This window comes from Enterococcus sp. R12 (assembly GCF_058135755.1).
In genome coordinates this window covers 907,278-931,591 of sequence record NZ_CM176874.1, presented here as the reverse complement: position 1 = coordinate 931,591, position 24,314 = coordinate 907,278, and the positions used below count along the sequence as shown (strand labels likewise).

General features: G+C 42.1%; 20 protein-coding genes. 4 read left to right on the top strand and 16 right to left on the bottom strand.

Annotated features, from left to right (window positions below; genetic code table 11):
• Window positions 1-12 precede the first annotated feature (12 nt).
• The 7 genes from rpsN to ACTW1R_RS04340 all read right to left on the bottom strand — a co-directional run bounded on the left by rpsN (window position 13) and on the right by ACTW1R_RS04340 (window position 6,234).
• Entirely contained in the window at window positions 13-282 is a 270-nt protein-coding gene (rpsN, locus tag ACTW1R_RS04370; RefSeq protein WP_005225340.1) for a 30S ribosomal protein S14, read from the bottom strand.
• Between the two features lie 16 nt (window positions 283-298).
• Window positions 299-451, bottom strand: coding sequence for a 50S ribosomal protein L33 (gene rpmG, locus ACTW1R_RS04365; protein WP_005225339.1), 153 nt, complete (start codon window positions 449-451; stop codon window positions 299-301).
• 300 nt (window positions 452-751) lie between these two features.
• Window positions 752-2,731, bottom strand: coding sequence for a S9 family peptidase (locus ACTW1R_RS04360; protein ID WP_271815045.1), 1,980 nt, complete (start codon window positions 2,729-2,731; stop codon window positions 752-754).
• A gap of 90 nt (window positions 2,732-2,821) precedes the next feature.
• Window positions 2,822-3,766: a tocopherol cyclase family protein gene (locus ACTW1R_RS04355; protein WP_128488067.1), complete on the bottom strand. Its 945-nt coding sequence runs from the start codon at window positions 3,764-3,766 to the stop codon at window positions 2,822-2,824.
• A gap of 118 nt (window positions 3,767-3,884) precedes the next feature.
• Window positions 3,885-4,718 (bottom strand): DUF1129 domain-containing protein, encoded by an 834-nt coding sequence (locus ACTW1R_RS04350; protein ID WP_271815046.1) that lies wholly within the window; start codon window positions 4,716-4,718, stop codon window positions 3,885-3,887.
• A gap of 6 nt (window positions 4,719-4,724) precedes the next feature.
• A complete protein-coding gene (locus ACTW1R_RS04345; RefSeq protein WP_008377296.1) occupies window positions 4,725-5,042 on the bottom strand; it encodes a PadR family transcriptional regulator in 318 nt (105 codons plus the stop codon).
• A 154-nt stretch (window positions 5,043-5,196) separates the two neighbouring features.
• Entirely contained in the window at window positions 5,197-6,234 is a 1,038-nt protein-coding gene (locus tag ACTW1R_RS04340; protein WP_167821622.1) for an NADH:flavin oxidoreductase/NADH oxidase, read from the bottom strand.
• A gap of 263 nt (window positions 6,235-6,497) precedes the next feature.
• On the opposite strand from ACTW1R_RS04340, the gene ACTW1R_RS04335 reads away from it, so the two are divergent.
• Entirely contained in the window at window positions 6,498-8,636 is a 2,139-nt protein-coding gene (locus tag ACTW1R_RS04335) for a HelD family protein (RefSeq protein WP_156236027.1), read from the top strand.
• Window positions 8,637-8,800: 164 nt separating this feature from the next.
• Here ACTW1R_RS04335 and ACTW1R_RS04330 read toward each other — a convergent pair whose 3' ends face one another.
• Window positions 8,801-10,177: a CHAP domain-containing protein gene (locus tag ACTW1R_RS04330; protein ID WP_060792881.1), complete on the bottom strand. Its 1,377-nt coding sequence runs from the start codon at window positions 10,175-10,177 to the stop codon at window positions 8,801-8,803.
• A 391-nt stretch (window positions 10,178-10,568) separates the two neighbouring features.
• On the opposite strand from ACTW1R_RS04330, the gene ACTW1R_RS04325 reads away from it, so the two are divergent.
• Window positions 10,569-11,969, top strand: a complete 1,401-nt coding sequence (locus ACTW1R_RS04325) for a metallophosphoesterase (RefSeq protein ID WP_167821621.1) — start codon at window positions 10,569-10,571, stop codon at window positions 11,967-11,969.
• A 450-nt stretch (window positions 11,970-12,419) separates the two neighbouring features.
• Here ACTW1R_RS04325 and ACTW1R_RS04320 read toward each other — a convergent pair whose 3' ends face one another.
• From ACTW1R_RS04320 to ACTW1R_RS04300, 5 genes are all read right to left on the bottom strand, one after another.
• Window positions 12,420-12,773 (bottom strand): nuclear transport factor 2 family protein, encoded by a 354-nt coding sequence (locus ACTW1R_RS04320; protein ID WP_154694199.1) that lies wholly within the window; start codon window positions 12,771-12,773, stop codon window positions 12,420-12,422.
• A gap of 551 nt (window positions 12,774-13,324) precedes the next feature.
• On the bottom strand, window positions 13,325-13,525 hold the full coding sequence (locus ACTW1R_RS04315; protein ID WP_005225331.1) for a cold-shock protein: 201 nt from the start codon (window positions 13,523-13,525) through the stop codon (window positions 13,325-13,327).
• A 247-nt stretch (window positions 13,526-13,772) separates the two neighbouring features.
• Window positions 13,773-15,233, bottom strand: a complete 1,461-nt coding sequence (locus ACTW1R_RS04310) for a glycoside hydrolase family 1 protein (RefSeq protein ID WP_074536531.1) — start codon at window positions 15,231-15,233, stop codon at window positions 13,773-13,775.
• A gap of 1 nt (window position 15,234) precedes the next feature.
• Window positions 15,235-16,677, bottom strand: a complete 1,443-nt coding sequence (locus ACTW1R_RS04305) for a glycoside hydrolase family 1 protein (RefSeq protein ID WP_489927458.1) — start codon at window positions 16,675-16,677, stop codon at window positions 15,235-15,237.
• The gene (locus ACTW1R_RS04300; RefSeq protein WP_005225328.1) at window positions 16,674-18,545 is read right to left on the bottom strand and encodes a beta-glucoside-specific PTS transporter subunit IIABC; all 1,872 of its coding nucleotides are present in this window, start codon (window positions 18,543-18,545) and stop codon (window positions 16,674-16,676) included. Before ACTW1R_RS04300 ends, ACTW1R_RS04305 begins: the two co-directional genes overlap by 4 nt.
• A 107-nt stretch (window positions 18,546-18,652) precedes the next feature.
• On the opposite strand from ACTW1R_RS04300, the gene ACTW1R_RS04295 reads away from it, so the two are divergent.
• On the top strand, window positions 18,653-19,462 hold the full coding sequence (locus tag ACTW1R_RS04295; protein ID WP_015509153.1) for a MurR/RpiR family transcriptional regulator: 810 nt from the start codon (window positions 18,653-18,655) through the stop codon (window positions 19,460-19,462).
• Between the two features lie 245 nt (window positions 19,463-19,707).
• Window positions 19,708-20,292 carry a polymer-forming cytoskeletal protein gene (locus ACTW1R_RS04290; RefSeq protein WP_010747631.1) on the top strand — a complete coding sequence of 195 codons (585 nt, stop codon included), beginning with the start codon at window positions 19,708-19,710 and terminating at the stop codon, window positions 20,290-20,292.
• Window positions 20,293-20,486: 194 nt separating this feature from the next.
• Here ACTW1R_RS04290 and ACTW1R_RS04285 read toward each other — a convergent pair whose 3' ends face one another.
• The 3 genes from ACTW1R_RS04285 to ACTW1R_RS04275 form a co-directional block, all read right to left on the bottom strand.
• Entirely contained in the window at window positions 20,487-22,151 is a 1,665-nt protein-coding gene (locus ACTW1R_RS04285; protein WP_167821620.1) for a peptide ABC transporter substrate-binding protein, read from the bottom strand.
• A gap of 228 nt (window positions 22,152-22,379) precedes the next feature.
• On the bottom strand, window positions 22,380-23,327 hold the full coding sequence (locus ACTW1R_RS04280) for a hypothetical protein (protein ID WP_060792887.1): 948 nt from the start codon (window positions 23,325-23,327) through the stop codon (window positions 22,380-22,382).
• A 108-nt stretch (window positions 23,328-23,435) separates the two neighbouring features.
• Window positions 23,436-24,275 (bottom strand): Cof-type HAD-IIB family hydrolase, encoded by an 840-nt coding sequence (locus ACTW1R_RS04275; protein WP_159161305.1) that lies wholly within the window; start codon window positions 24,273-24,275, stop codon window positions 23,436-23,438.
• Window positions 24,276-24,314 lie beyond the last annotated feature (39 nt).

Genomic DNA, 24,314 nt, shown 5'->3' with positions numbered 1-24,314 from the left:
GACTCCTTTCTGTTACCAGCTTGCTTTTGTAACGCCGGGAATTTCTCCGAGATGTGCATGCTTACGGAAATTGATCCGTGACATGCCGAATTTATTCATGTAGCCGCGCGGACGACCATCGATCATATCCCGTTTCTTCAAACGAGTCGGATTCGAATCCTTCGGTAGTTTGGCCAATGCTTGGGTATCTCCTTGTGCTTTTAGTTCTTGACGTACTGCTCGGTATTGTTCGATGAGTTGTACTTGTTTGTTGTATTTTGCAATTTTTGATTTTTTTGCCATTCAGTTATTTTCCTTCCTATTTCTTGATTTCACGAAAAATCGCTCTGCGCCGCAACTTTGGTGAATATTTTTTTAATTCTAAACGTTCCGGCGTATTGCGCTGGTTCTTATTGGTCAAATAAAGTCTTTCCCCTGTCTCCACACATGCCAAAATAATATTGTTTCTCATAATAACCAGCTCCTTTCTCTTGCGTCACACCAAAAGAACACTCAAAGTGTAACGATTACGTTTTGTATCATATCACACTAAAACACAGGAAGCAAGCAAAACTATTTCTTCTTTTTGTTATTTAACACGTGAAGAAAACGTCATATGAATTTGTTTTCAACCGTCGCTGTCATTGGCGGCAAGATATCAGGAACCTATAGCTTTTGATCGCGCAAAAAAATCACCTGATCTTTAAGAAATCACTGGTTGGGCTTTTCAAGCAGCCCAAGTCGTGATTCTTTGTCAGGTGATTTCATTCGGTTAATTTACTGATTGGTTCTCATGTGACGCAAGCCATTCACTAATCGCCTGCAAGCGTTCTATCCGCAAGTTCGGCAAGCCATTGCGTGATAAACCATGAGAGGATTGAGGAAACAGTATCAGCTTCGTATCGACGCCTTGACGTTGCAATGCCATGTAAAACTGCTGTCCTTGTTCTTGCGGACATCGCAAATCATTTTCCCCATGGAGGACTAGCGTGGGTGTCTTGACTTGGCTGGCATAGGCCAAAGGCGACATCTTCCAAAGTCCTTCGGTCTCATCAAGTTCCCTCAACAATTGGAATTTGACAAAGGCAGGTCCAATGTCGCTCGTCCCATAAAAGCTGATCCAATTTGAGATCGAGCGTTGCGTAACTGCCGCACAAAAACGATCGGTATGACCAACGATCCAGTTGGTCATAAAGCCACCATAGCTGCCACCAGCTACATGGATCGTGTTCGTATCGATTTCTGGATGGTTTGCCACCACGGCATCCACCCCCAACAGCAAGTCTTGATAATCTTTATTGCCATAATCACCTAAAATCGATTTGACAAACGCCTGACCGTACCCTTGCCCGCCACGAGGGTTCAACAAGATGACCCCATAGCCGTTGGCGGCATGGACTTGCATCTCGTGGAAAAATGTTTCGCCGTAGCAGACTTGCGGACCGCCATGGATGTACAAAATTGCTGGATGACTTTCTTGTGTTTCGGTCGGGGGCAAATACCAGCCTTGAATTTGCCAATCATCTGCTCCTTCGTACCAAAACGCTTCGGGTTTACTGATCGCTAACTGTGACATAACTGCTTGGTTAGGATCATAGAGATCGGTTACTTCACCACTTGTTAAGTCAATCAATGCTAAGCGACTAGGGATCGTTGGCGACGCATAAGCAACAGCAAGTTTGGCTTCTGAATAGATCGCCGCATCGAGGATATCCATTTTTTCATCAAGGAGTTTGGTCCATTCTCCTTGGGTCGTGGCACGATACAATTGTAGCTTGCCATGTTCTGTTACGGGTACAAGGAATGTGTCATCCGTCAACCAGGTGATCGCTACGCCACGATTTTTTTGTTGAAAATCACTGATGATCGCATTGCCAAAGGCAACATCTAACTCCTTGGAAAGATTTTTGACTGCTTTCGTTTTTAAGTCGATCAAAAACAAATCATCCAAGGTCACAAATCCGTAAGAGAGATCATTGCCTAATAGTAACAGCTGATCATTGCGCGCAGCAGCAAAAGTGTAGGTTCCTTCTGGCAGGATGTTTTCTAAACTTTCTGTCTTTTTCGTCTGGCTATCAAGGAGACAAACCTTCGAGCCATAGTCCCATTCATCTTCTTCCTCTTTGTCAAAGGTGAGGAACAACGTCTTCTGATCATCCGCGATGCCAGAAAAAACAAAGGGAGAATCATGCTCAAAAATCAGTTCCGTTTCTTGTGTCGTGATCGTTTTTTTGACGATCGAATGTTTTTTTTCTTTTAAAAATCCGACGCCATCCGCCAAATAATTGACTTTCGTAGTAGCTTTTACTTTTGGAAATTCCTTTTGCTTGTCCGTCTTTTCTGTGTCGTCTTGATTCTCTGAGACCGGCTCTTCTTGTGCCAGCTTATAATAGACCGCCGTTGCGTCTTGCTTCCAAAAATAGTCCCCCAGACCCTTCTCAGTGACAAGTGCTTGGGGCTTGCCGCCGGACACTGGCATAGTCCATAACGTACTTTCACCTTTCTTTGGATCGGTCGTCACAAAACTGAGCCTTTGCTCATCTGGCGAGACCTTTAGGTTGTTGTGGGTCGTCGCTTCGGTGCCCCACTCACGCCGTTCGTTGGTCTTTGGGTCAATACTATAAATCGCTGAATCATACGTATTGGTCTCTTGGTTGACTGCCGTTTCCAAGTAAAAAACCTGATTTTGCCCCACTGCAGGCTGCGCAATCGTTTTCAGTTCAAACAGTGTCTCATTCGTTATTTTTTCCATCCGTTTCCCTCCAAAGATACGTGTTTTCGCAGTAACTATCTACTAGTATATCAAAAGAAACGAATTTTTCTGCTTTTTTCCCGCCTTTTTTTAATAGTGAAATCCTCGCAGATTCGCTACTTCTTCAAAACCAGCCGACGTCCCTGTCTGCCGCAAGATCTCCTGCCCATTTTCTAAAAGGGTCAAGGCAATTTCCGTACTGGCGCTTTCGCGAATGATCCGATTCATTTGCCCAATAGAAGGTGCTAACAACGAATGGCCTTCTTTCGTCAACACTTCGATCGTCAGCAGCCACTGTTTTTGTTTGAGATGGATCACTAAACGGTCTTCCGTACGTTTGACATCATGAATCTTTGCACCATGATAAGTAGCAAAACGATATTCTTGGCTGCCGACTTGCAGAACACAAATCGTTCCCAAAAAAGCAAAACCAGCAAAGGGAATGTCGGCTGCGGAGAAAAAGAACCGTACATCTGGTGCATCAAAACTGTTGCACTGAACCCAGATATAAGCTGCTGGAAAGGAGGTACCCCAGTCTTTTTCCAAATAACCGATCCCGTTCGTAAAATCGATTGGTTCTTCGTTCCAGTACAGCGTACCTTCTAAGGTATGACTCATGCTCAAGACACCGTGGTAGCACTCCATAAATGACAGGTACGAAAAAGGCCCCATGATACTCGGCGCATAACGTGTCCGCTGAATCGGTTTGTGGTCGTTATATTTTACTGCTCCTTGTACTTGGAGATCGTTATTTTTTAAAGAAACTTGAATGCCTGCTTCACTAAAGATATTGTCACCAATCGTTACTTTTCGCTCCTCTTCTGAAACCTGAAAATCAGTTTCTGGAAAGGAGAAGTAATGCGCGCCCTCATGATTGATCACTTGAATGAACACTTCTTTGGTACCGTCTTCTTGAATCGAAAGACCTGGAATAAAAGCATAGACTTCTTCACCGATTTGGTGCTTATGGTACCAGCCTTCAAAAAAAGCGGTCTGCTTATTGTGGCCGTGAAAGAACCGATCTGTTGTCAACATCTTGATTTCCCTCCGTTTCTTTTTTAAGTGTAGCATGAAGCAGAAAGATTCCTCAGGATAATGCCTTTGTCCATGTAAAAAAGCCAGAAACAAGCAACACACTTGTTTCTGGCTTTGCTTATTGCTTTTTCATCACTCGACGGGTCCACCAGAGAAAAATAAGAAACCCTACAACGAGCAGTGTCAAAAGTCCTCCGGTCATCCACGATGGATCCCCAATGTGATAAAATGCCATGGCTTTTTGCAGGCAACCAAGCAACACAAATACCCCCAGTAGAAAAACGATCGGATAAAAAGCTTTTTCTTTGCGTGATACAACAAAAACGATCGCCGCTACCAGCAAACTGCCAACCAATACTACATCAAAAGGAAATGCGATCGTCAGGAGCCACCAGTTTGGGGTCAGCAGATTGATAAACAGTGAAAGACCAATCCAGCCACTCACAACGAGCCAAAGGGAGCCGAAACGAATCACCTTGCTTGTGCCCTTCTTTTGATAGATGGTTTTGCTGATAATCGCAAAAATCCCGATGACCGCTACCACAGTTACCAATCCTGTTAAAAGATAATCCAGCAGGTTAAGAACCAGTGGTCCTTGATTTGTAAAATCAGCTATAAACTTGATGCCCCAACTGATACCAACCGCTAGATATGCCAATTTGAGACGCTCTTTGAGATTGCTCTTTGGCGTGTTTGCCAATAGTTCATCTGCCACCCCTTTCGGATCATTGCCAAAATAGTGTTGCGCCTCTTCTCCATGAATTTGTGCTTCTAATAAATCCATTGCAATCGCGTATACCTGCTCTGTGACTTTATGCTCATCGTAAAAAAGGCTGGAAAGTAAGAGGTAGCTTCGAAAATCATCAAAAAATTGGCGATTTTTCTCATTGAATTGTTGCTCGATCAGATTGGTTTGCTCTCGCCAATAGGTCGTCTCTTGTTTATTTGCCATGTTTCCTCACTCCTTAAATAATCCTTCGACTTTCTTCATTAGGTTCGTCCATTGTTCTCTAAATTGTGCCAAATAGTCTATGCCTTTCGGGGTGATCGAGAAGTACTTGCGATCAGGTCCTTCAGGTGATTTTTTCATCTCAGAGGTAATAAGTTCTTGTTTTTCCAACTTCTGCAGCAAAGGATAGATCGTGCCGCCAACGATCGTTTCAAAGCCTCTTTGCTTCAGTTCCTGTACCAGTTCATAACCATAAATCTCTTTTTGAGCAATCACTTGCAAAACACACCCTTCCAAAACCCCTTTTAGCAATTGCGTCTCTTTCACGATTTCCCTCCTTTGGTTCCCTTTATCTAGTTTGTTATACAAACTAGTATTGTACCTAGTATACGTGTTCGTCACTAGTTTGTAAAGCATACTAGTAGAATAAAAAAATCTCCTAAGAAGAATTTTCTTCTAGGAGAGTTTTTTATCAAATGATTCAACGCTTCACCCCGCGTTGATAGGAATCATTGTACGCTTGAAAGGACTTATCGTGAAGTTTAGTCGCTGCATCTGCCAACCAGTTGACATTTCTGATCAATGCGCGGCCTTGTAAAACCAAATCCACTTGATTGGTTTGCAAAAGATATTCGCAAAGATCAGGATTATCCAATAAACCGACTGCTGCTACGGGAATATCGACCACTTGCTTGATAGCTGTAGCAAAGGGCACTTGATAGCCATCATAGATCGGAATATTAGGCTTTTTATCCACCACACCGCCTGTGGAACAGTCAAGACAATCAATGCCATCTGCTTGAAGCCATTGGGCCACTTGCTGCCAATCTTCCAACGAATTTTGGCGTCCTGGTTCTTCATAGTCTGTCAGTGACAAGCGCATCCACAAGGACCCAGAAAAGACTGCTCGAACTGCTTGTATCGTTTCTTTTACAAAGCGATACCGATTCTCTAAGGAACCACCATACAGGTCGGTGCGTTGATTGACGAGAGGCGAAAGAAATTGATCCATCAAGTAGCCATGAGCCCCATGAAGCTCGATCATCGTGACACCCGCATTGGCTGCTCGTTGGGCAGCCTGAACAAAACTATCTTGCACCCGTTTGATTTCCGACAGGGTCATTTCTGACGGTAACGGGTAGCGTTCGTTAAAGGCAACGGCACTTGGTGCCAAAGGATTGCTGGCATCAACTGCTTTTCGTCCTGCATGGCTTAGTTGGATGCCTACTTGCGCATCGAACCCATGCAGCAGTTCCACCAATTTCGTTAGCTCTGTTTGCTGCTCTTCATTCCATAACCCTAGATCATTGTTTGTGATTCGTCCGTCTGGTTCAACGGCAGTCGCTTCAATAATGATCAAGCCGACTTTGCTTAATGCTCGTGCCCCGTAGTGAACAAAATGAAAAGGCTCCGCAACACCGTCTTCTTTTTTTACTTCATACATACACATCGGCGACATAACGACGCGGTTGGCCAATGCTAAATTCGCTAGCTTCACTGGTGACAATAATTTGGACATGCTGACACTCCCTCAACGATTTTTCGCTTTGTATTTTTCTCTATATTCAGTATAAACAGCCCCTTCAAAAACACAAGCAATGACCCTTTTTCCCATTTTTAAAACAAAAAAATAGACGCATTCTGCTTGCTCCCATGACATTGGAACAATCAGCTGCCTCTTCCCACTATTATTATACCGCATCCAGAGTCAAAAAAATAGACTAGTATTTTTGGTGGATGCCCGTATAATTGAGATACTTTGGAGAATGGATGTGAGTCTAAATGAACGACCTAAAGGCTGAAAAGAAGCATCTCGCAGACACGTACCAGCAATTGCTGACGCGAAAGACAGTGCTGAACAGTTTATTGACTGAAGGCAGAAAAAAAGATCGCCTTGAGATGCAAAGCATCGGCGAAGAGATTCGCTTAAACTTTGATAATTTTGCTGACCGTTTAGATACTTTTGCTGCCATCGAAAGTAAGAATCGTGAGATCGACCAAATGAACGCCGCTCTTCAATCTGCTGAACGTGAATTAGCTGCCATCGACCGTCTACTGGATAGTCCCTACTTTGGTAAAATCTCCCTACAATTTGAAGATGAGGAAACGATAGAAGATTTTTACATTGGGATCAATGGTTTTGTTAATGAAAATAAGGAAGGGTTGATCTATGATTGGCGCTCCCCTATTGCCGAATTGTTCTATGCCAAACGCTTGGGCCCGGTCTCTTATCAAGTGAACAATCAGACGATTTCTGCTGCTCTTGAACATCGCCGACAATTTATTATCGAAAAAGATCACATGAAGCAAGCCTTTGATACCTCAGTCGCGATTCAAGATGAAGTGTTACTGGCAGCCCTTGAAGCCAATAATAGTCAAAAAATGCAAGATATCACCGCTTCGATCCAACACGAACAAAACGTCATCATCCGTGACTTAGCGCATAAAAACCTACTGGTCAACGGTGTTGCTGGAAGCGGAAAAACGTCTGCTGTCATGCAGCGAGTCGCCTTTTTGCTGTACCATTTTCGTGAAGAGATGACCGCAGAGAATGTCTTGATCCTCTCCCCGAACTCTCGGTTTATTGATTATATTTCGCAAGTGCTGCCTTCCCTCGGTGAAAAAAATCCATTGACGTTGACCATGCGCCAGTTTTGCCAAGCATTTCCTAGTGTTGACTTAGAATCGGAAGAGGCGTATTTTGACCGCATCCAGCAAACACCCAGTGAAGCAATCGACCTTTTGCGCAGTGCGGACTTCAGCCGCTTTCTTCAATCCTTGAGCAAACAGCTGCCAGAAGAACTTGTGCTTCAGTTTAAACCAATCAAAAGAAAAAACGTCGTCCTTTTTTCTGAAGAAACGATCGACACTTTCTTCCAAGAGACACCGAAACAGGCATCCTTGCGCGATCGCATCCAAGCAGTCAAAAAGAAATTGGCTTACGCTTGGGAGGATCGACTGCAAAAAAATGCCTTAGCAGCAAATGTTCACGACCAAGTTCGTTCTTTGACTGAAGACGAACAGCGCTCCCTATTAGGGACAGTTTTAAAGGATGATTCAGAAAAAACGATTCAGAAAGCAGCCATTCGCCTCCTGAAGAAAAAATACGCAAAAGTTTCCAAACAAATCAACGACCTTACTTGGTTTGATACGAAACGATTGTTAGCAGACAGTGCCGACTATTTTACTCACGGACAGATCACTTTGACGCAAACAACAGATAGTTTGGATTATACCGTTTGTCTATTGCTGATTCGTCATTTGCTCGCCGAAAAACAACCTGTCCCTGCGTTACGCTATCTGTTTATCGATGAAGTCCAAGATTATACGCCAGCACAAATTCAGTTTCTATTATGTCTTTTTCCTATGACCGCTTTTACCCTCGTGGGGGATCAGCAACAGGCGATCTTTACAAGTGCCATCACCGTATCAGAAATCCAAACGTTATTTCAACAACAGGCGAAATTCCTCGAAACGTATCAGCTGACTACGAGTTATCGTTCTAGCGGTGCAATCACGCGGTTATTTGCCCAAATGCTACCAAAAGAAACCAATTTAAACATCTCTGCCGTTCGACCAGAAGGAAAGTTGCCACGGTTTTATGCCAATCTGCCTGACGTTGCGTTAGTAGACATAATAAAGGAACTTAAGCAACCAGTAACGATCATCACCAAAGATAGTCGATCCAGTGAGGAGCTCAAACAGTTCTTCGATAAACAGGCCGTGTCATTTCATGGAACGGTTTTACCGATTTATCTTGCCAAAGGATTGGAATTTAAGCAGGTCCTCTTATATGATGTCTCAGAAGAAAATTATCATACCGATCAAGACCGGCGAATTCTCTACACGGCGATTTCTCGTGCAATGGAAGAACTGGTGGTAACTTCAAAAGGAACCTTTTCGCCGTTTCTCACTCCTTGAATAGTAAAACGAGAAACCTCCTACTTTCTATAGAATCTTGATGAGATTTGAGAGAACCCTGTCTTGCCTCTCTGAGTAGTTCTCTTATCTGATTGATTTAGAAAGCTATCGATCAAAAAAAAAAGCATCAACGCGATTGCGTTGATGCTTTGCTTTTGAATTGATTAGCGATGGATGTAAGTATATCCAGATGCGCTCATTGTTGCAGTGTTTGGTCCACCAGGACTGTCAAAGCCCATTCCGCCTTGAGAGATTGTGATGGTATTGTTTGATGGGTTGTATGATTCAACATAGGCTACGTGTCCATAAGTTGGATCAGCAGTCCATTCGCCACCAACTGATTGACCAGCGGCAAAGACTACAACGGCACCGGCTGCTGGTGTACCATTGACAGTGTATCCATCAGCTGCAGCTGACGCACCCCATTGTGCACCATTACCCCAGTAAGTACCTACCCAAGGAGCGCGGTTTTTCACGTACCAAGTACATTGACCCCAAGCATACATGTTACCTGAGCTTGAATGATCTTTTCCGCCGCCAGTAGAAATACTTCCGGTAGAATTATTGTTTGATGAAGAGTTTGAGTCTGAGTTACTTGAGCTTGAATTGCTTGAACCAGTGTTTGAAGAGCCTGCGTTCGATGAACTTGAGCTGTTCGAACTGCTGGTATTGCTTGAGCTTGTGTTGCTTGAAGAACTACTTGTTGCTGTTTCAGTAGAAGCTGTTGTATTCTCTGTCGTGCTTTCAGTTGATTGAGCAGCAGCTTCTTGTTGTGCTTCTTTCAAAGCAGCAGCTTGTCTTTCTTCTTCTGCTTTTTGAGCAGCAGCAGCTTCTTGTTGTTCTTTCAAGATACGTGCTTTTTCAGCTTCTGCTTCTTGTTTTTTCTTATTCAATGCATCTTTGTCTTTTTCAGCAGTTGCTTGTTCTGCTGCTAAGTTTGCTTTCAAGACATTTAAATCAGCTTGTTTTGCTGCGATGGCATCTCTTTGTTGGCTAAGTTCTGCTTGGTTCGCAGCAACTTCTTGGATCTTGCTTTCGTTTTCTTTGACTTTGTCTTCAACATCTTGTTTGTCTTGTTTTTGTTGTTCAACTAAATCATTGTTTGCATTGACGATCGTTGTCATCGCTTGTACGCGACCGATAACATCCGTTAAAGAATCTGCTTCTAAAACAGCATCAATGAAATTGGTGCTTTGACCGTTAACTTGTACATCACGGGCTTGCTTTTGGATTGCTTCTTCACGTTTGGCAATACGCAATTTCAATGTTGCGATTTTGTCTTGCAATTTCTCAGCTTCTTGACCTAACTCAACCTGTTTCGCTTCTAATGAAGCAACTTTTGCACTCACTGTTTCAATTTCTGCTTCTAGAGAATCGATTTGTGATTGTGCGTCAGCTTGCTGACCTTTAAGAGAATTGATTTTTTGGTCTTGCTGCTCGATTTGATCATCAATGGAATCTGCAAATGCTAATGCAGGTGCTGCAACTGCTGTTAATGTTAGTGAACACACCATTAATGCTGATAACAAACTATTCTTCACTCGTTTTTCCTCCGACTAGCTGGTTGATTTGACAGATGAACTGCCTTTATAAAAACTTAATTTTGTCTAAGAAAGTTTAATGTTCGATTTAACGACAAATGAATTCTACCATAATGATATGACACACAGATAAAGGATATGTTACAAAAATGTTTCAATCTAACACTCCCTTTATCTCAACGATAAATAACAGGACAATTAAAGACCGTTAAATCAACGTTTCTGAATAAATTACCGCGTTTTCTTTTCATTTTCATCATCAAAACTAAAATCAATTCATGTTATCTTTATCGAAAGTAAAGCTAATTCGTCAGGGTTTAAAGCTTGATCACACTTTTTTTAATAAGAAAAACTATGAAAACAAGAAATCATTCAAAAAAAGACCATTTATGTGACAAGATCCCTATTCCTTTCTATAATAAATAAAACAAGCGAGGAGGGAATCGCGATTCGTACACACAAAAAATGGTTTTGGCCATTGGCACTACTTACACTTTTTGTCACCTGTTTCCTGTTATTCTTTCAATTTCGTAAGGTGCATGAAGCCGATACTCCATTGCAACAGGCGAGCAACAGTGAGTTTTGGCTCTTAAGTGATATTCATTTTCTTTCCTCCACGCTCCATGATAACGGCGCAGCCTTTCAGACCTTCACAAAGGGAGCTGCTGGCAAAGAGATGACGTATCAAGAACAATCGATCGAGGCCTTCACCGCTCAAGCCTTAAAAGAGAAACCCACGGGAATTATTTTGACCGGTGATATGACGCTCAATGGCGAGAAAGCAAGTGCTCAAGAGTTGGCAAGATTGCTTGAACCATTGCAAGAAGCTGACATTATGGTTTTAGCATTACCTGGCAACCACGAGATTTACAATGGTTGGGCGCGAGCATTTAAAGGTGAAAAGGAATACTACGCAGATCAAATCAGTCCTGAGGATTTTCAAACGATTTTTGCTGAAGGTTACGAAAAAGCCAACAGTATCGACAAGTCTTCCCTTAGCTACAGCATTCAGTTAAACGACAAGTATCGTCTCTTTTTGCTCGATTCATGTATCTACGATTCTGAGGTTAATTGGGATGATCCTATTACGAATGGTGAGTTAAAACCGGCTACTCTAACTTGGTTGGAGGAGCAATTAACCCTGACGAAAGAAGCGGAGCAAGTACCACTGGTCTTTTTGCACCATAACTTGTTCAGTCATAATGAACTCTTACAAGACGGTTATGTTCTTGACAACGCCTCTGAGACTGTCGCTTTGTTGGAACGCTTCAACGTGCCAGCCGTTTTCTCTGGTCATATCCACATTCAAGACATTAACGAAGGGAATGATTCGCTTTATGAAGCAGTCACTGGGTCTTATTCAACGGCAGAATTAGGCTACGGTGTCCTTTCTCTTTCTGACAAGGAAATCAACTACGAAGCACGCCAGATTGATCTCGATGCTTGGGCGGCTGAAACGAAGCAAACAGATGAACAGTTGCTGAACTATCAAAACTACCAGAAAAGTATTTTTGAAAAAGACACCGACCAACTGGTCCGTGACCAATTGTCCGCAGTGTCTGAACTGTCAGATGCCCAGATGACAAAACTTTGCGCGTTTGTCACGAAGTTGAACACCGCCCTTTTTACTGGCAATGATACTTACTCAGCCGAAGAAAAAACTGCTATCAAAGACTCCGAGGAGTATCAGTGGTTAGCGACCTATTCTTACTTTTTGAAGCAATATGTCGATTCAATGCTCGACGATCAAACCGATGATCGCAAACTGACGATCCCCCTCACAGCAGAATAAAGCCAAAAAGTGTCTTCTTCCTTTCTTTTAGGAAAAAGACACTTTTTCTTTTCTAATGAACGATAGCCCTCTCGTTTGGGTAAACGAGAAGGCTATCTGACGAGTCAATATTTATTCTTTGAAAGTGCAGCATACTATTACTACTATTATTTATTTCTCATTTAAACGATACAATCCCTAACCTCTATTGTATCCTTGTAACTCTGAAGTTACGCCAGGTTTGAATAAATTTCTTCAAAACAAGTAACGTGTGGTACAAAAATATTTGTCGCTTATCAATAACTATACCACGCAACTAGGCGCCGACGGAAGTAAACTAGCTTATTCTTAATCATTACTTAAACAAAAGGTATTGTTTTCAAACAGTGTTGCTCCTTTAAGAATTCTACGTGAAGCGATCAACCTTCCTGTCATGCATATCTGCTAACCATTCCTATAAGGGAATTCCTTTTATTCAATAGGCAAGTCGTGCTGTTTTAAGAAAGATAATTTATCCCAGTAGCCTCTTTGAAATAAAATTTTATCATTTACTATTTGAAAAAAACCGCAACCTCTCAAACCTAAGGGGTCACGCCACTCTAAAATTGCCCATTGTCCATCTTCGAAAATATTCTCAACGATACAAACCATTTTTGCGTTAGAAAATTCTTGCTCAAACATCTGCTTGATCGCTTGTTTCCCAACAACTGGCTCATTAGCAACCTGGTGGTTTATTGCATTCTCATCATATAATTCTGAAATAATTTCAACATCTGCCTGATTAAACGCATCAACCCATTGGCAAAGTATTTCTTTTGGCTTCATATAAATCCCCCTCGAAATGTAATCATCTTTGTTCCAATCGCAATAAAAAAAGTAGCTAATTTGTATCAATATATTCTACTTTTACAATTCATTCAAGACAATATCGATGAAACGAATAAGAATTATCGACCTTTCACATCGATTACTCTTGTATAAGTACGGGGTACCTGAATCGTGGCATGTTCCGCTTTACCTGTTTCTTTATTCCATTCACGTGAGTCATGCCATTTGAATCACTAGTAATCATTGCTTTTAATGGTAGCAACGCCACTAAACCTATTCAACCACTTTATTAATTTATTGAATACGGTATACAGCCTCTCTTTCTTTTTATATGTTTATCATCGAATGAGAAATCATAGGTAAGTAAACCGCGACGCTTAGGGCTAGATGAATAGTGAAATCAAAGATGTACTATTTACCATGTCAGGTCCTCAAAACCTGCAACTATTCTCTTGTAGCAGATCATCAACACCCGATCCATTTCAATATTTATATAAAATAAAACAAAAAAAGCGAGAACCCAATGGATTCTCGCTTGTTAACGTCAATTAACCTTTAACGATGTTTGTTGCTTGTAAGCCACGTTGGCCTTCTTCAACGTCGAAAGTCACTGCTTGACCTTCTTCTAAAGTTTTGAAGCCGTCGCCTTGGATAGCTGAGAAGTGAGCAAATACATCATTGCCGTCTTCACCTGTAATAAATCCAAAACCTTTATCTGCATTAAACCATTTTACTGTACCGTTATTCATAAACGTATACCTCCATATTACACATCGACTGTGTTTATTTGTTTGTAATAGAAAATGATGTGTAATTGAAGTGTGTATCAATAGAAAAGATAAACAAGTATTAACATATCAGAACTTTACCTATTCATCATAGCATGGTTAAAATAAAATAGCAAATAAAGTTGGCTTTTTTTCTTGATAAAAAGGTAAATTGTTAAGAAACCTTATGATTAAGCCTAGCAATTGCTTTATCTGGAAGAATCAAAAATCAAAGAGTTGCGCCGTTTGAAGCAATTACTTTTTTGTACCAATCAAATGACGCTTTCTTGATGCGCTTCTTTGTGCCATTGCCTTCATCGTCTTGGTCAACATAGATAAAGCCATAACGTTTCGACATTTGTGAGGTTGAGGCACTAATGATATCGATACAGCCCCATGCCGTATAGCCAAAGACCTCGACGCCATCATGCAACGCTTCATTGATTTGTTCAATATGCTGACGCAGATAGTCGATTCGATAAAAATCATCGATGGTGCCATCTTCGTTTACGACATCTTCTGCTCCCAAACCGTTTTCGGCAATAAACAAAGGTTTTTGGTAGCGGTCATAGAGTTGATTCAATGCTGTTCGCAACCCTTTGGGATCGATCTGCCAGCCCCATTTACTGCTTGGCAAATAGGGATTTTTAATCCCACCAGTGATCAGATTCCCAACAGCACTTTCCAATCGTTCTGGATGTGCGCTGACTGCACTGGACATATAGTAACTAAAGGAAACAAAATCAACCGGGTTTTCTCGGATGACTTCTAAGTCTCCTGGTTCGATCACCAATTCCACTCCTTTTTCTTCAAACATGCGGTTGGCATATGCTGGATAATAGCCTCTTGCCTGCACATCACTGAAAAAGAGTGAGGTTCGTTGACTTTCGACTGTTTTTTGGACATCGTCCGGATCACAGCTGTACGGCGTTAATAATTGATAGCTGATCATACAGCCGACCTTGGCATCGGGAATCAATCGATGGCAATAGTCAGTCACGATTGCGCTGGCGACAAATTGATGGTGCGCCCCTTGGTACTTGTCTTGTTCAATATTAGGATGACCTTCTTCAATGATCCCGACACTAACATATGGATGGTGTTTAACACAGTTGATTTCATTAAAAGTTACCCAATATTTGACTTTCTTTTGGTATCGCTCAATCACCGTCTTGGCAAAACGGACATAAAAGTCGATCACTTGCCGGTTTGGCCATCCTCCATACTCAGTCACTAAATACAAAGGCATCTCATAATGGGATAGTGATACCACTGGTTCGATCCCATACTTCAAACACTCATCAAAGACTGCGTCGTAAAATGCCAATCCAGCTTCGTTTGGCTCTACCTCATCCCCCTTTGGAAAGATCCGTGTCCAGGCAATTGACATCCGATAGGCTTTGAAGCCCATCTCAGCAAATAAACGAATATCTTCTTTAAAGTGATGATAAAAATCGATTCCCTGTCTTTTCGGATAGTATTTCGTGCTGTTTGGATCCTGGGCTTCTGCAACTTGCTGATGAGTCATCATATGCCATTGGTCAGTCCATCGTTCTTTCGGCATTGAGGAATCGAATAGATAGACATCAGAAACCGACAAGCCTTTTCCATCGATTCCAGAACCTCCTTCAACTTGGTTGGCAGCTGTTGCTCCTCCCCAGAGGAAATCTTTTGGAAAATAACTTTTCATTTTACTTGCCGCCTTTCAAAAATGATTCGTATGCCAACGCTTCCCCATCCGTGGCGATCACTTGCTGATAATACGCAAAACTAGCTTTTTTCTTGCGGGAAAGATCTCCGCTACCATCATTTTGCTTATCGACATAGATAAAGCCGTATCGTTTTTCCATCTCTCCTGTCCCCGCAGAAACGATATCGATCGGTCCCCACCATGTATAGCCTAGAATCGTTGCGCCATCTTTGATCGATTCCGCCATTGCTTCTACATGGTCTTTCAAATAGGCCATCCGTTCTTCATCGACGATCGATCCATCTTCATTGACAACATCCTTTAAACCAATTCCATTTTCAACGATAAATAATGGTTTTTGATAACGATCAGTCAATTCGCTGCAAACATAGCGTAATGCCAGCGGATCGATCGGCCATCCCCAAGCAGTTTCTTTTAGGTAAGGATTCTTTTTCCCTAGTAATCCGCCAGTATTGCCTAAAATTTTCATGCCTGCTTCATGCAATGAGCTGCGGTAAAAACTAAAGCCTAAATAATCGCAGGTCCCCGCTTTAATGATCGCTAGATCTTCTTCTGTAATGTCCAGCAACAGATGATTATCCTTCACGATGCGGTCGAAGTATTCCGGATAGGCTCCTCGCAATTGCACATCACTATAGAACAAGGAACGACGGCGCAGTTGATACGATTCAAAAACATCTTGCGGGTTGCACGTCGCAGGGTAAATCGGGCTCAGTGACAGCATACAGCCAATCTGATTGTTTTCATCTACTGCCTTCCCATTCAGAACTGCTTTGGCACTTGCAACAAACATATTATGACTCGCTTGATAAAGTGCCTGTAATTTTTCTTCTTCAGTCTCGAAAGAAAACACATCGATACCTGCTGCGAGTAACGGGATCGTATGGGTATGGTTGATTTCATTGAAAGTCATCCAATATTTCACTTTCCCTTTGTAGCGTGCAAAAACCACTTTTGTATACCGATCAAAAAAATCGATCAGTGCACGATTTTGCCAACCACCATATTTCGTCACCAAATGCAGTGGCGTCTCAAAATGAGCTAATGTAACAACTGGTTGGATCCCTTTTTCATTCAAGGCATCAAATAAATCATCATAAAATTGTAAACCTGCTTCATTGGGTTCCGTCTCATCCCCATTCGGAAAAATGCGACTCCAAGCAATTGAGGTACGCAAACACTTCAAGCCCATTTCCGCAAACAGTTCAATGTCTTCTGGGTACCGATGATAAAAGTCGATGGCTTCATGGCTCGGATAAAAGTTATCCTCTTCAAGCTGCAGTGAAACTTGCTCAATACGTTTTTCACCAACTGGTAAAATATCTGCTACACTTAATCCTTTTCCTCCTTCCAAATAAGCTCCTTCGGCTTGATTTGCGGCGATCGCGCCGCCCCATAGGAAATTTTTTGGAAATACACTCATGAAATCGCTCCTTTTAATAAATCATTTGCTACCAAAGCGGTAACGTCTTTTTTCGCTTGATCCACAACTGTCAATGCATCTTCTTTGATCACACTGGTAAAGACCAACATGGTTGTCGGATCATATCCTTTTTCAATAATTTTTGCTAAGTCAAAGGTGCCAATTTTTTGCCCCTTCACGACTTGATCCCCTTGTTTCACCGAAATCTCAAACACGCCTTTTGCTAAATCAACCGTGTCTAAGCCGATATGAACCAACACTTCCGTCCCAGCAGCTGATTGGATCCCAAAAGCATGTCCAGTTGGAAAAACTGTCACAACCGTACCAGTAAGTGGCGCATAAATATCGCCGGCTGATGGATAAACGGCTAATCCATCCCCCATTGCTCGAGAAGAAAATACTTCATCTTTGACATCATCAAGCGTGATCGCTTCACCAGCAACTGGTGTCATCACTTGCAGCCCTGCACCTTCTTCTAAAACAGGTTCTACCGTTTCTTCAAATCCTAATACATAGGTCAAAATAGCAGTACCGAAGAACGCAAAGGCAATGCCGATCAAATAGTACACAAAGGTGTCCCCAAAGAAAGCTGGCAATGTCGTCAATGCTGGGAAAACATAGACGATGGCCTTGGTTTGCATCATTCCCATAAACGCACCAGCAAGGGCACCAACGATGGTTTGAGCAATCAACGGCTTTTTAAATTTTACCGAAAGTCCATAGACGATTGGCTCTGTAATTCCTCCAAGCAATGCTGGAAGCAAAGAAGATAGCGCCAGACCTTTGGTTTCTTTTCTGCGAGAGCGTAAAAACACACCTAAAGCAACCCCAGCACTCGCAAATGTTGCTGCTGCGATCATCGGGCGCAGCGTATCATAGCCATATACCGCTAGGTTATTGACCATAATCGGTACAACTCCCCAATGGATCCCGATCATTACTAAGAATGTCCAACCGCCACCGATCAACAAGCCAGCCAACAGCCCGCTCTTGTCGCTGATAAAGTTCATGGCATTGCCTAAACCGTCCCCAAGCATTACACCGACCGGTCCAATGATCAAAACGGTCAAAGGCACCATGATCAAAAGAGCTACTAGTGATAGAGCAAAAATCTCGATACTCTTAGGAATGATCCGTTTGAGTAGTCGTTCCAAGTGCGAGTAGATATAGATCGAAACGATCGCTGGAATCACGGTACCCGAATACCCCATCAACACAGCTGGGATGCCAAAGAAATCGACCGTCACACCGTTTTCCGTCACCATTGCTGTAAAATTCGGCTCCAGCAACGCCCCAACGATTGCTAAAGCAATAAACATATTGACTTTGAAAATCCGCGCTGCACTGATCGCTAAAAATAAAGGCAAGAAATAAAAAACACTATTGCCAGCAGCAGCTAATATTTTATAGGTGCTTCCTTCCGCATCCATCAAATGATAGGTTGTAAAAACAACTAGCAAAGCTTTCAACATCCCTGCCCCTGCAAGAGCAACAATGATTGGATTAAAGATCGCAGACAATACATTGAAGAATCGGATAAATACATTACCTTGTTTTTCTGTTGATTCTTCGGCATCCCCATCACTTTCCAAAGCATTTTGGATCGAATACTTACTCATGATCGTTTGAAAAACATCCGCTACATGATTACCGATCACGACTTGAAACTGGCCATTTCCTTCAATGACAGACAATACCCCATCAAGCTGCTGAATCTTATCCTTATTTTTTCGTGCCAACTCGACATCTTTCAACTTAAAACGCAATCTAGTGATGCAATGATACAGGCTAACGATATTTTGTTCCCCACCGACCTGTGCTATAATTTCACTAGCAAGTTTTGAATAATCTTTTGCCAAATGACTCACTCCCGTGTTTGATTTATAAAGCGCTTTATGGCGTTACTATAGCAGATTTTTTTCTCTCACCTGCGAAAGTTCGCAATTTGGAAACTGCTTACAAGAAAGGAAAGAAAATGGGCCTCTTAATCATTCGTTTATTGAATCTTTTAAATAATGCACCCACTGATTCCACCAACTACTATATCGGTTTGACCATGATCAACCATTATGATCAGATCCAAACTCTAAGCATTGGTGAATTCGCTGCTCTTTGCCATGTGTCAAAGTCAACCGTTTCAAAATTCGCTCGCACCTTGGGCTTTGATGATTATGGCGATCTAAAAGACAACGCTGCCTTTATCGAAAACCGCTTCAACAATCCCCTGAATTATCGTTCGAATATTTTGTCTGCCTTAGAGCAAGAGGGCGTAGACTCCTATTTTGACGCAGTTGTACAAGACATCGATTATCTGCGTCATCATCTTGATCTGCCAGCCATCGAACGGGTCGCAAAAGCCATTGTGACGCATAAAAATGTCTTTGCTTTTGGAATTTTATTCTCAGAATCGGCTGCTATTGATTTCCAGATCAAACTAGCATACAACGGCAAGTTCATTCGGACCTTCCAAGACGATCTCGTACAGGAAGAAATCATCAAGACCGCTGATGAAGAATCGCTGTTTATCATTTTTACCAACTCCGGTGACTACCTAACGAAACAGCAAATTCGAAATGGAACACCACGGAAAGATTTCTTCGATCGAACCAAAGCCAAAGTCATCGTGATCACCGCTAATCCACAGATCTCGGAACTGCCCTTTGTCCAAGAAGCAATCATCTTCCCTCACCAAACCCATTTTCAAACCCATGCTTTTATGTATCAGTTCATCATGGATTTGATCGTATCGAAGTTCAAGCAGTTGACGGATCGAAAGCGCATGTAGTAATGACCCTCCATTATAGAAGAAGGGCATTTCTTCCATAATGGAGGGTTCTTTGTGAATAAGATGTCTCATTCATTCGTAAGCGTCACTCATTTATTCTTAGTTTCTTTGAAATTTTTTTAATCCTAGGCTGCTATTTATTAAATTTCTCCTCATTTATGTTTTTTGTTTCACAAACTTCACCTCGGTATGGTATAATCATTTTGTTTTTAAGAAAACTATGGGAATACAAAGGAGAAGGAAACATGAAAAAAACTAAAATCACTTTAATCGCTGCATCATTGCTTATGGGAGGCACTCTTTTAGCTGCATGTAGTTCAGATAACGATACAGCTGCAAGCTCATCATCATCAACAGCAGCTTCAACTGCTGCATCAACTGAATCATCAGATGACGTTGTTTCAACTGCTTCTATCAGTGACCAAACTTCAGTGATCGAAAAAGCATTGAGCGCAGATGGTAACTGGATCGTTGCTGTAACTGGCGACATGACATTTGATAACGATGTAACCGTTGATGGCGAATTCCACGACAAAGGTGACGACTCTGCTGATATCTACCGTAAATTTGCATTGTACTCACAAGATGAAGACCGCAACGTAACAGCTGAATACACAGTAACTGTTCCTAAATTGATCGTTAACTCAGAAAACTTCAACATCGTTCACGGTGTAATCAAAGGTGACGTTGAAGTGAATGCTAACGGCTTTGTATTGAACGGTGCAAAAGTTGAAGGTAACGTAACATTCACTTCAAAAGAATTCCAAGATTCAGCAACACTTGACGAAGATGGCGCTTCTGTAACAGGTGACGTAACAGTTAGCGAATAATCTTTCACTGGATTTCTGTGAAATAGATGAACAAAAAACGAGGTTGGCAAGTCGATCGTTGATCCCTTGCCAACTTTTTTTGTTTTTTTATAAACAATTGCATCCGCTCTCATTACTAACATTGTGTAAGTAAGAACAAAGCCCACGAAAAAAAACTGGCTTGCTTACGCAAAACCAGTTTCTTCTTTAGGCGCTTATTCTTCAATAACTGCCCACTTGTAGTCATATTGCGCACCAGCACCGTGTGATACGACCCCTTTTACTTTTGGTGCACGTAAATGAGCTTCAACGTTTTGGTACACAGGGATAACCCCTTGTTGATCCATAATGATTTTCTCTGCATCTAACAAGTCTTGCCAGCGAGCATCTGGATTGCCAGCGTTTGTCGTGGCAGACGATTTCACTGCTGCATCGTACTCCTCACTTGTCCAACGACCGCGGTTGTAGGAATTGTCGGTAACAAACAAATCAGTAAAGCTACTAGCATCCGCATAGTCAGCTCCCCAACCACCCATGACGACATCAAAGTCACCTGAGTTTGAACGATCTAAACGAACGGAGAAAGGAACAGGACTTAGGCTAACTTTCACCCCATCCAGCGTGTCTTGAATCGCACTTTGAATATACTCAATGGCCTTTTTGGTTGAATCTGTATCAGAAGCCAAAATTTCAAAGCTCAAGGAATCGATTCCTAACGCCTCTTTGGCTTTTTCCCAATGTTCTTTGGCCTTTTCTTGATCGTATTCAATGACACTTTCCGCTTCATCGACAAAATCAGTATTATCAGTTGGGTTAAAGGTCATTCCTTTTGGTATCAATCCTGTGGAAGCCAATGAACCGTCCCCTAAAATCGATGTCACTAATGCATCACGATCGATGGCATAAGAAATTGCTTTACGCAGATCCTCATTGCGGAATGGCGAATCTTCTTCTCGCTGATTCAACTCGATATAGGAAGTACGGGCTAATGGTTCTGAAACAAACGCTTCATCATTGGCCATTTGCTGTGCCAATTCTCCTGTTAAGATGACGTCGTCTGCTTGCCCATCTTGGAATAGATTCAAGGAAGTTGATGATTCTTTTACGACACTAACATTGATGGTATCAAGTTTCACCGTCTCTTTGTCCCAATATTGGTCGTTCTTTTCATATGACCATTCTGTATCGGTTCCTGGCCCATCAAAGCCAGCTAACACAAAGGGTCCATTGTAAACGGCATTGTCGCTTGTTGAAGCATATTGATCGCCGTTGTCTTCTACAACTGCTTGGCTTTGTGGGAAAAAGGATGGAAACGCCAATAAGTATTGGAAGTATGGCGTAGGCGTCGTCAGCGTGATTTCTAATTCATAGTCACTGACTGCTTTGATCCCTAATTCTGAGGCATCTTTTTCACCTGCTGTTATCGCTTCGGCATTGGTTACGGGCGCAAATAAGTACGCATACTCAGAACCTGTTTCCGCACTTACGGTGCGTTGCCAACCAAACACATAATCCGCTGCTGTTACTGGTTCTCCATTTGACCATTTGGCATCTTCTCGTAATTTCAATTTATAGGTCAGACCATCTTCACTGACTTCCGCTAATTCGGCGGCACCTGCTGGTTCGGGCTTACTATCAGCATCTAAGCGGTACAACCCTTCATACACATTATTTAAAGCACTGAAACTGATCGTATCGGTGGCTAAGGATAGATCGGCACTCGGCATTTCTTGTTGAACCACAACATTAAAAATTTGTTCGGCAGCTGCTGTCCCACTATCACTTGAACTTTCACCTGTACTTGATGTCCCTCCTGTTGAGCAACCTGCTAATACGATTCCACAAACAGCGACGACACCATATCCCCATTTTTTCTTCATCTTACCTACCCCTTATGAAAATCCAAAATTTTCAGAATTATTACAAAACTCTGAATGTAAATAAGATTTTAATAAATGTTAATTATAAAAGCAAGCTATTTTTCTCATTTTATTATTATTTATTTTTTATATTAACACTGCATGTTATTATTTATGACACAAAAACAAAAAACACAAAGCGAACAAGATCTCGCTTTGTGTTTTTTTATCTTTGGATAGAAACGTGGATTACTCCATTTTATAGCTTTGACGTGTCACTTTCCCCTCTCGTACCGTAGCGATAATAGTTGGCACAGCCCCAATCGCCGTAAAGAGATAGACCAGACCTAAGTTCCCGTAATACTGACTCGCTTCCAAATATCCTTCACGAATCAAATCAGGTAAAATACGAAAGGCATAGAAGACATCAACGTCCGTGTAATAATTCGCTACACTGATCGACCAGTCGATACGATTCCCGACATAGACCATGATGATCATGACGATAATACTACTAATAATACCTTTTGTGCTGAGTTTTCCACCTAATAATTCATACCCTTTGATGGCACAGATCGCCATCGCGATCCCCGACAATGCAGCAACATACCCCAGTTGTCCTAATAAAATAATTGCGCCGGCACCAATCAGTGAGCCAAGAAACGCACCCACGGTTCCAGCTAACCAATTTTCTTTTTTCTGCCCTTTTTCCCGTTCTTGCGCAAGGACTGCTTCTTGTTGTTTCTTAAAGCAAGCTTCACAGGCAATGACGGGAGCGCCGCCAATAGCGTACAGCGAAACCGGCTCAGTGACCGCGCCGCAGAAGGTACAAGCATTTTGGAAGCCTTTGGTCTTCAAAAAATTCGTCAACTGGTCCAACGCAGTACGCAACTTGTCCACAGTTTTCCCTGCAGTCATCGCTCCGCGTAAAGTATAGGCAACTTGATATCCTTGGATCACACAGTCGATGATCTCTTTTGACTCACTTAAAACTTCTTTGACTTCTTCTTGGTTGGGAAGTTCGCCATCTTTGCTAAGTGAAAAATGAGCCACTAGAGAATAACTATTGTTATTCTCTTGAACTAAAAAAAGTTTATAACTATGATACGTTCCATAAATCACCCCAGTGGAAGTATCAACGGAGAGCCCCAACGGCTCGGCAAATTTGGTCAATGTCTTCTCGATCTTCTTATTCATTTTTCTCCTTCTTTCCAACAAACACTTACCTTTTTAGGTATAGCTAAAAGTTTAAGGAGAGTAGAAATGAAAGTCAATCAATTTGTTCAAAAAACCTAGTTTTTTTATCTATTCTGTGACAAATCGCCGCAACGCATCAGCAACCCCATGGTCTGTATTGCTAGTCGTCACAAAATCAGCTTTTGCTTTGACCAATTCGGGCGCATTCTCCATCGCAACACCAATACCAGCTGAAGCAATCATTGGCAGGTCGTTAAAATTATCGCCAATCGCTAAGGTTTGCGCCAGCGGCACTTGAAAATAGGCCGCCAATTCATTTAGCGCCTTATCTTTTCCCACAGCTTGATGAGTGACTTCCAAATAATTCTCTTTGGATAAGTAAAAGGCGCTTTCTAAAAATCCAGCGTTCTGGCAGGCAGCATGAAGCGCTTGGATTTCTGCCGTTGTGCCGATCAAAAGAAACTTATGAACCTCAAAAGCTTCTTGTGCCAACAGTTGTTCTAATGAAGTTTCTACAGGAGTCTCTTTGGTGATCGCCGCTTCTGCTCGTGCCCATTGGTCCACTCTTTCGCAATACCATTGATCACCAGAGTAGACATTGATGGAAACACCAGGAAAATCAGCTTTGATGCGCGCAACCAAAGTTTTTGCTTCTGCTTTTTTGACCTCATGACTGAAAATCGGTACCAGTGTGCCCTTTTGATCGTACCCTCCAATCAGGGCACCGTTGTAACAAGCCAAGGGCCAGTCTTCTATCCCTAATTCTTGAGCTATCGGTAGCATTCCTTTCGGGGAGCGAGCGGAAGCCAAAACAAAAGGAATCGCTTGCTGCTTCAATCGTTTGATTTCTTCAATCAAATCCAGATCGATTTGATGCTTATGATCCAAGATCGTCCCATCAATATCACTTAAAATAAACCCTATCTGCTTTTTTTCCAAATAAACCATCCTTTCCCATTCCCCATCCTTTTTACGAAAGCGGATTGA

Coding starts and splice junctions, on each gene's coding strand:
- rpsN (WP_005225340.1), bottom strand. CDS start 282: ATGGCAAAAAAATCAAAAATTGCAAAATACAACAAACAAGTACAACTC.
- rpmG (WP_005225339.1), bottom strand. CDS start 451: ATGAGAAACAATATTATTTTGGCATGTGTGGAGACAGGGGAAAGACTT.
- ACTW1R_RS04360 (WP_271815045.1), bottom strand. CDS start 2,731: ATGGAAAAAATAACGAATGAGACACTGTTTGAACTGAAAACGATTGCG.
- ACTW1R_RS04355 (WP_128488067.1), bottom strand. CDS start 3,766: ATGTTGACAACAGATCGGTTCTTTCACGGCCACAATAAGCAGACCGCT.
- ACTW1R_RS04350 (WP_271815046.1), bottom strand. CDS start 4,718: ATGGCAAATAAACAAGAGACGACCTATTGGCGAGAGCAAACCAATCTG.
- ACTW1R_RS04340 (WP_167821622.1), bottom strand. CDS start 6,234: ATGTCCAAATTATTGTCACCAGTGAAGCTAGCGAATTTAGCATTGGCC.
- ACTW1R_RS04335 (WP_156236027.1), top strand. CDS start 6,498: ATGAACGACCTAAAGGCTGAAAAGAAGCATCTCGCAGACACGTACCAG.
- ACTW1R_RS04320 (WP_154694199.1), bottom strand. CDS start 12,773: ATGAAGCCAAAAGAAATACTTTGCCAATGGGTTGATGCGTTTAATCAG.
- ACTW1R_RS04315 (WP_005225331.1), bottom strand. CDS start 13,525: ATGAATAACGGTACAGTAAAATGGTTTAATGCAGATAAAGGTTTTGGA.
- ACTW1R_RS04310 (WP_074536531.1), bottom strand. CDS start 15,233: ATGAAAAGTTATTTTCCAAAAGATTTCCTCTGGGGAGGAGCAACAGCT.
- ACTW1R_RS04305 (WP_489927458.1), bottom strand. CDS start 16,677: ATGAGTGTATTTCCAAAAAATTTCCTATGGGGCGGCGCGATCGCCGCA.
- ACTW1R_RS04295 (WP_015509153.1), top strand. CDS start 18,653: ATGGGCCTCTTAATCATTCGTTTATTGAATCTTTTAAATAATGCACCC.
- ACTW1R_RS04290 (WP_010747631.1), top strand. CDS start 19,708: ATGAAAAAAACTAAAATCACTTTAATCGCTGCATCATTGCTTATGGGA.
- ACTW1R_RS04285 (WP_167821620.1), bottom strand. CDS start 22,151: ATGAAGAAAAAATGGGGATATGGTGTCGTCGCTGTTTGTGGAATCGTA.
- ACTW1R_RS04280 (WP_060792887.1), bottom strand. CDS start 23,327: ATGAATAAGAAGATCGAGAAGACATTGACCAAATTTGCCGAGCCGTTG.
- ACTW1R_RS04275 (WP_159161305.1), bottom strand. CDS start 24,275: ATGGTTTATTTGGAAAAAAAGCAGATAGGGTTTATTTTAAGTGATATT.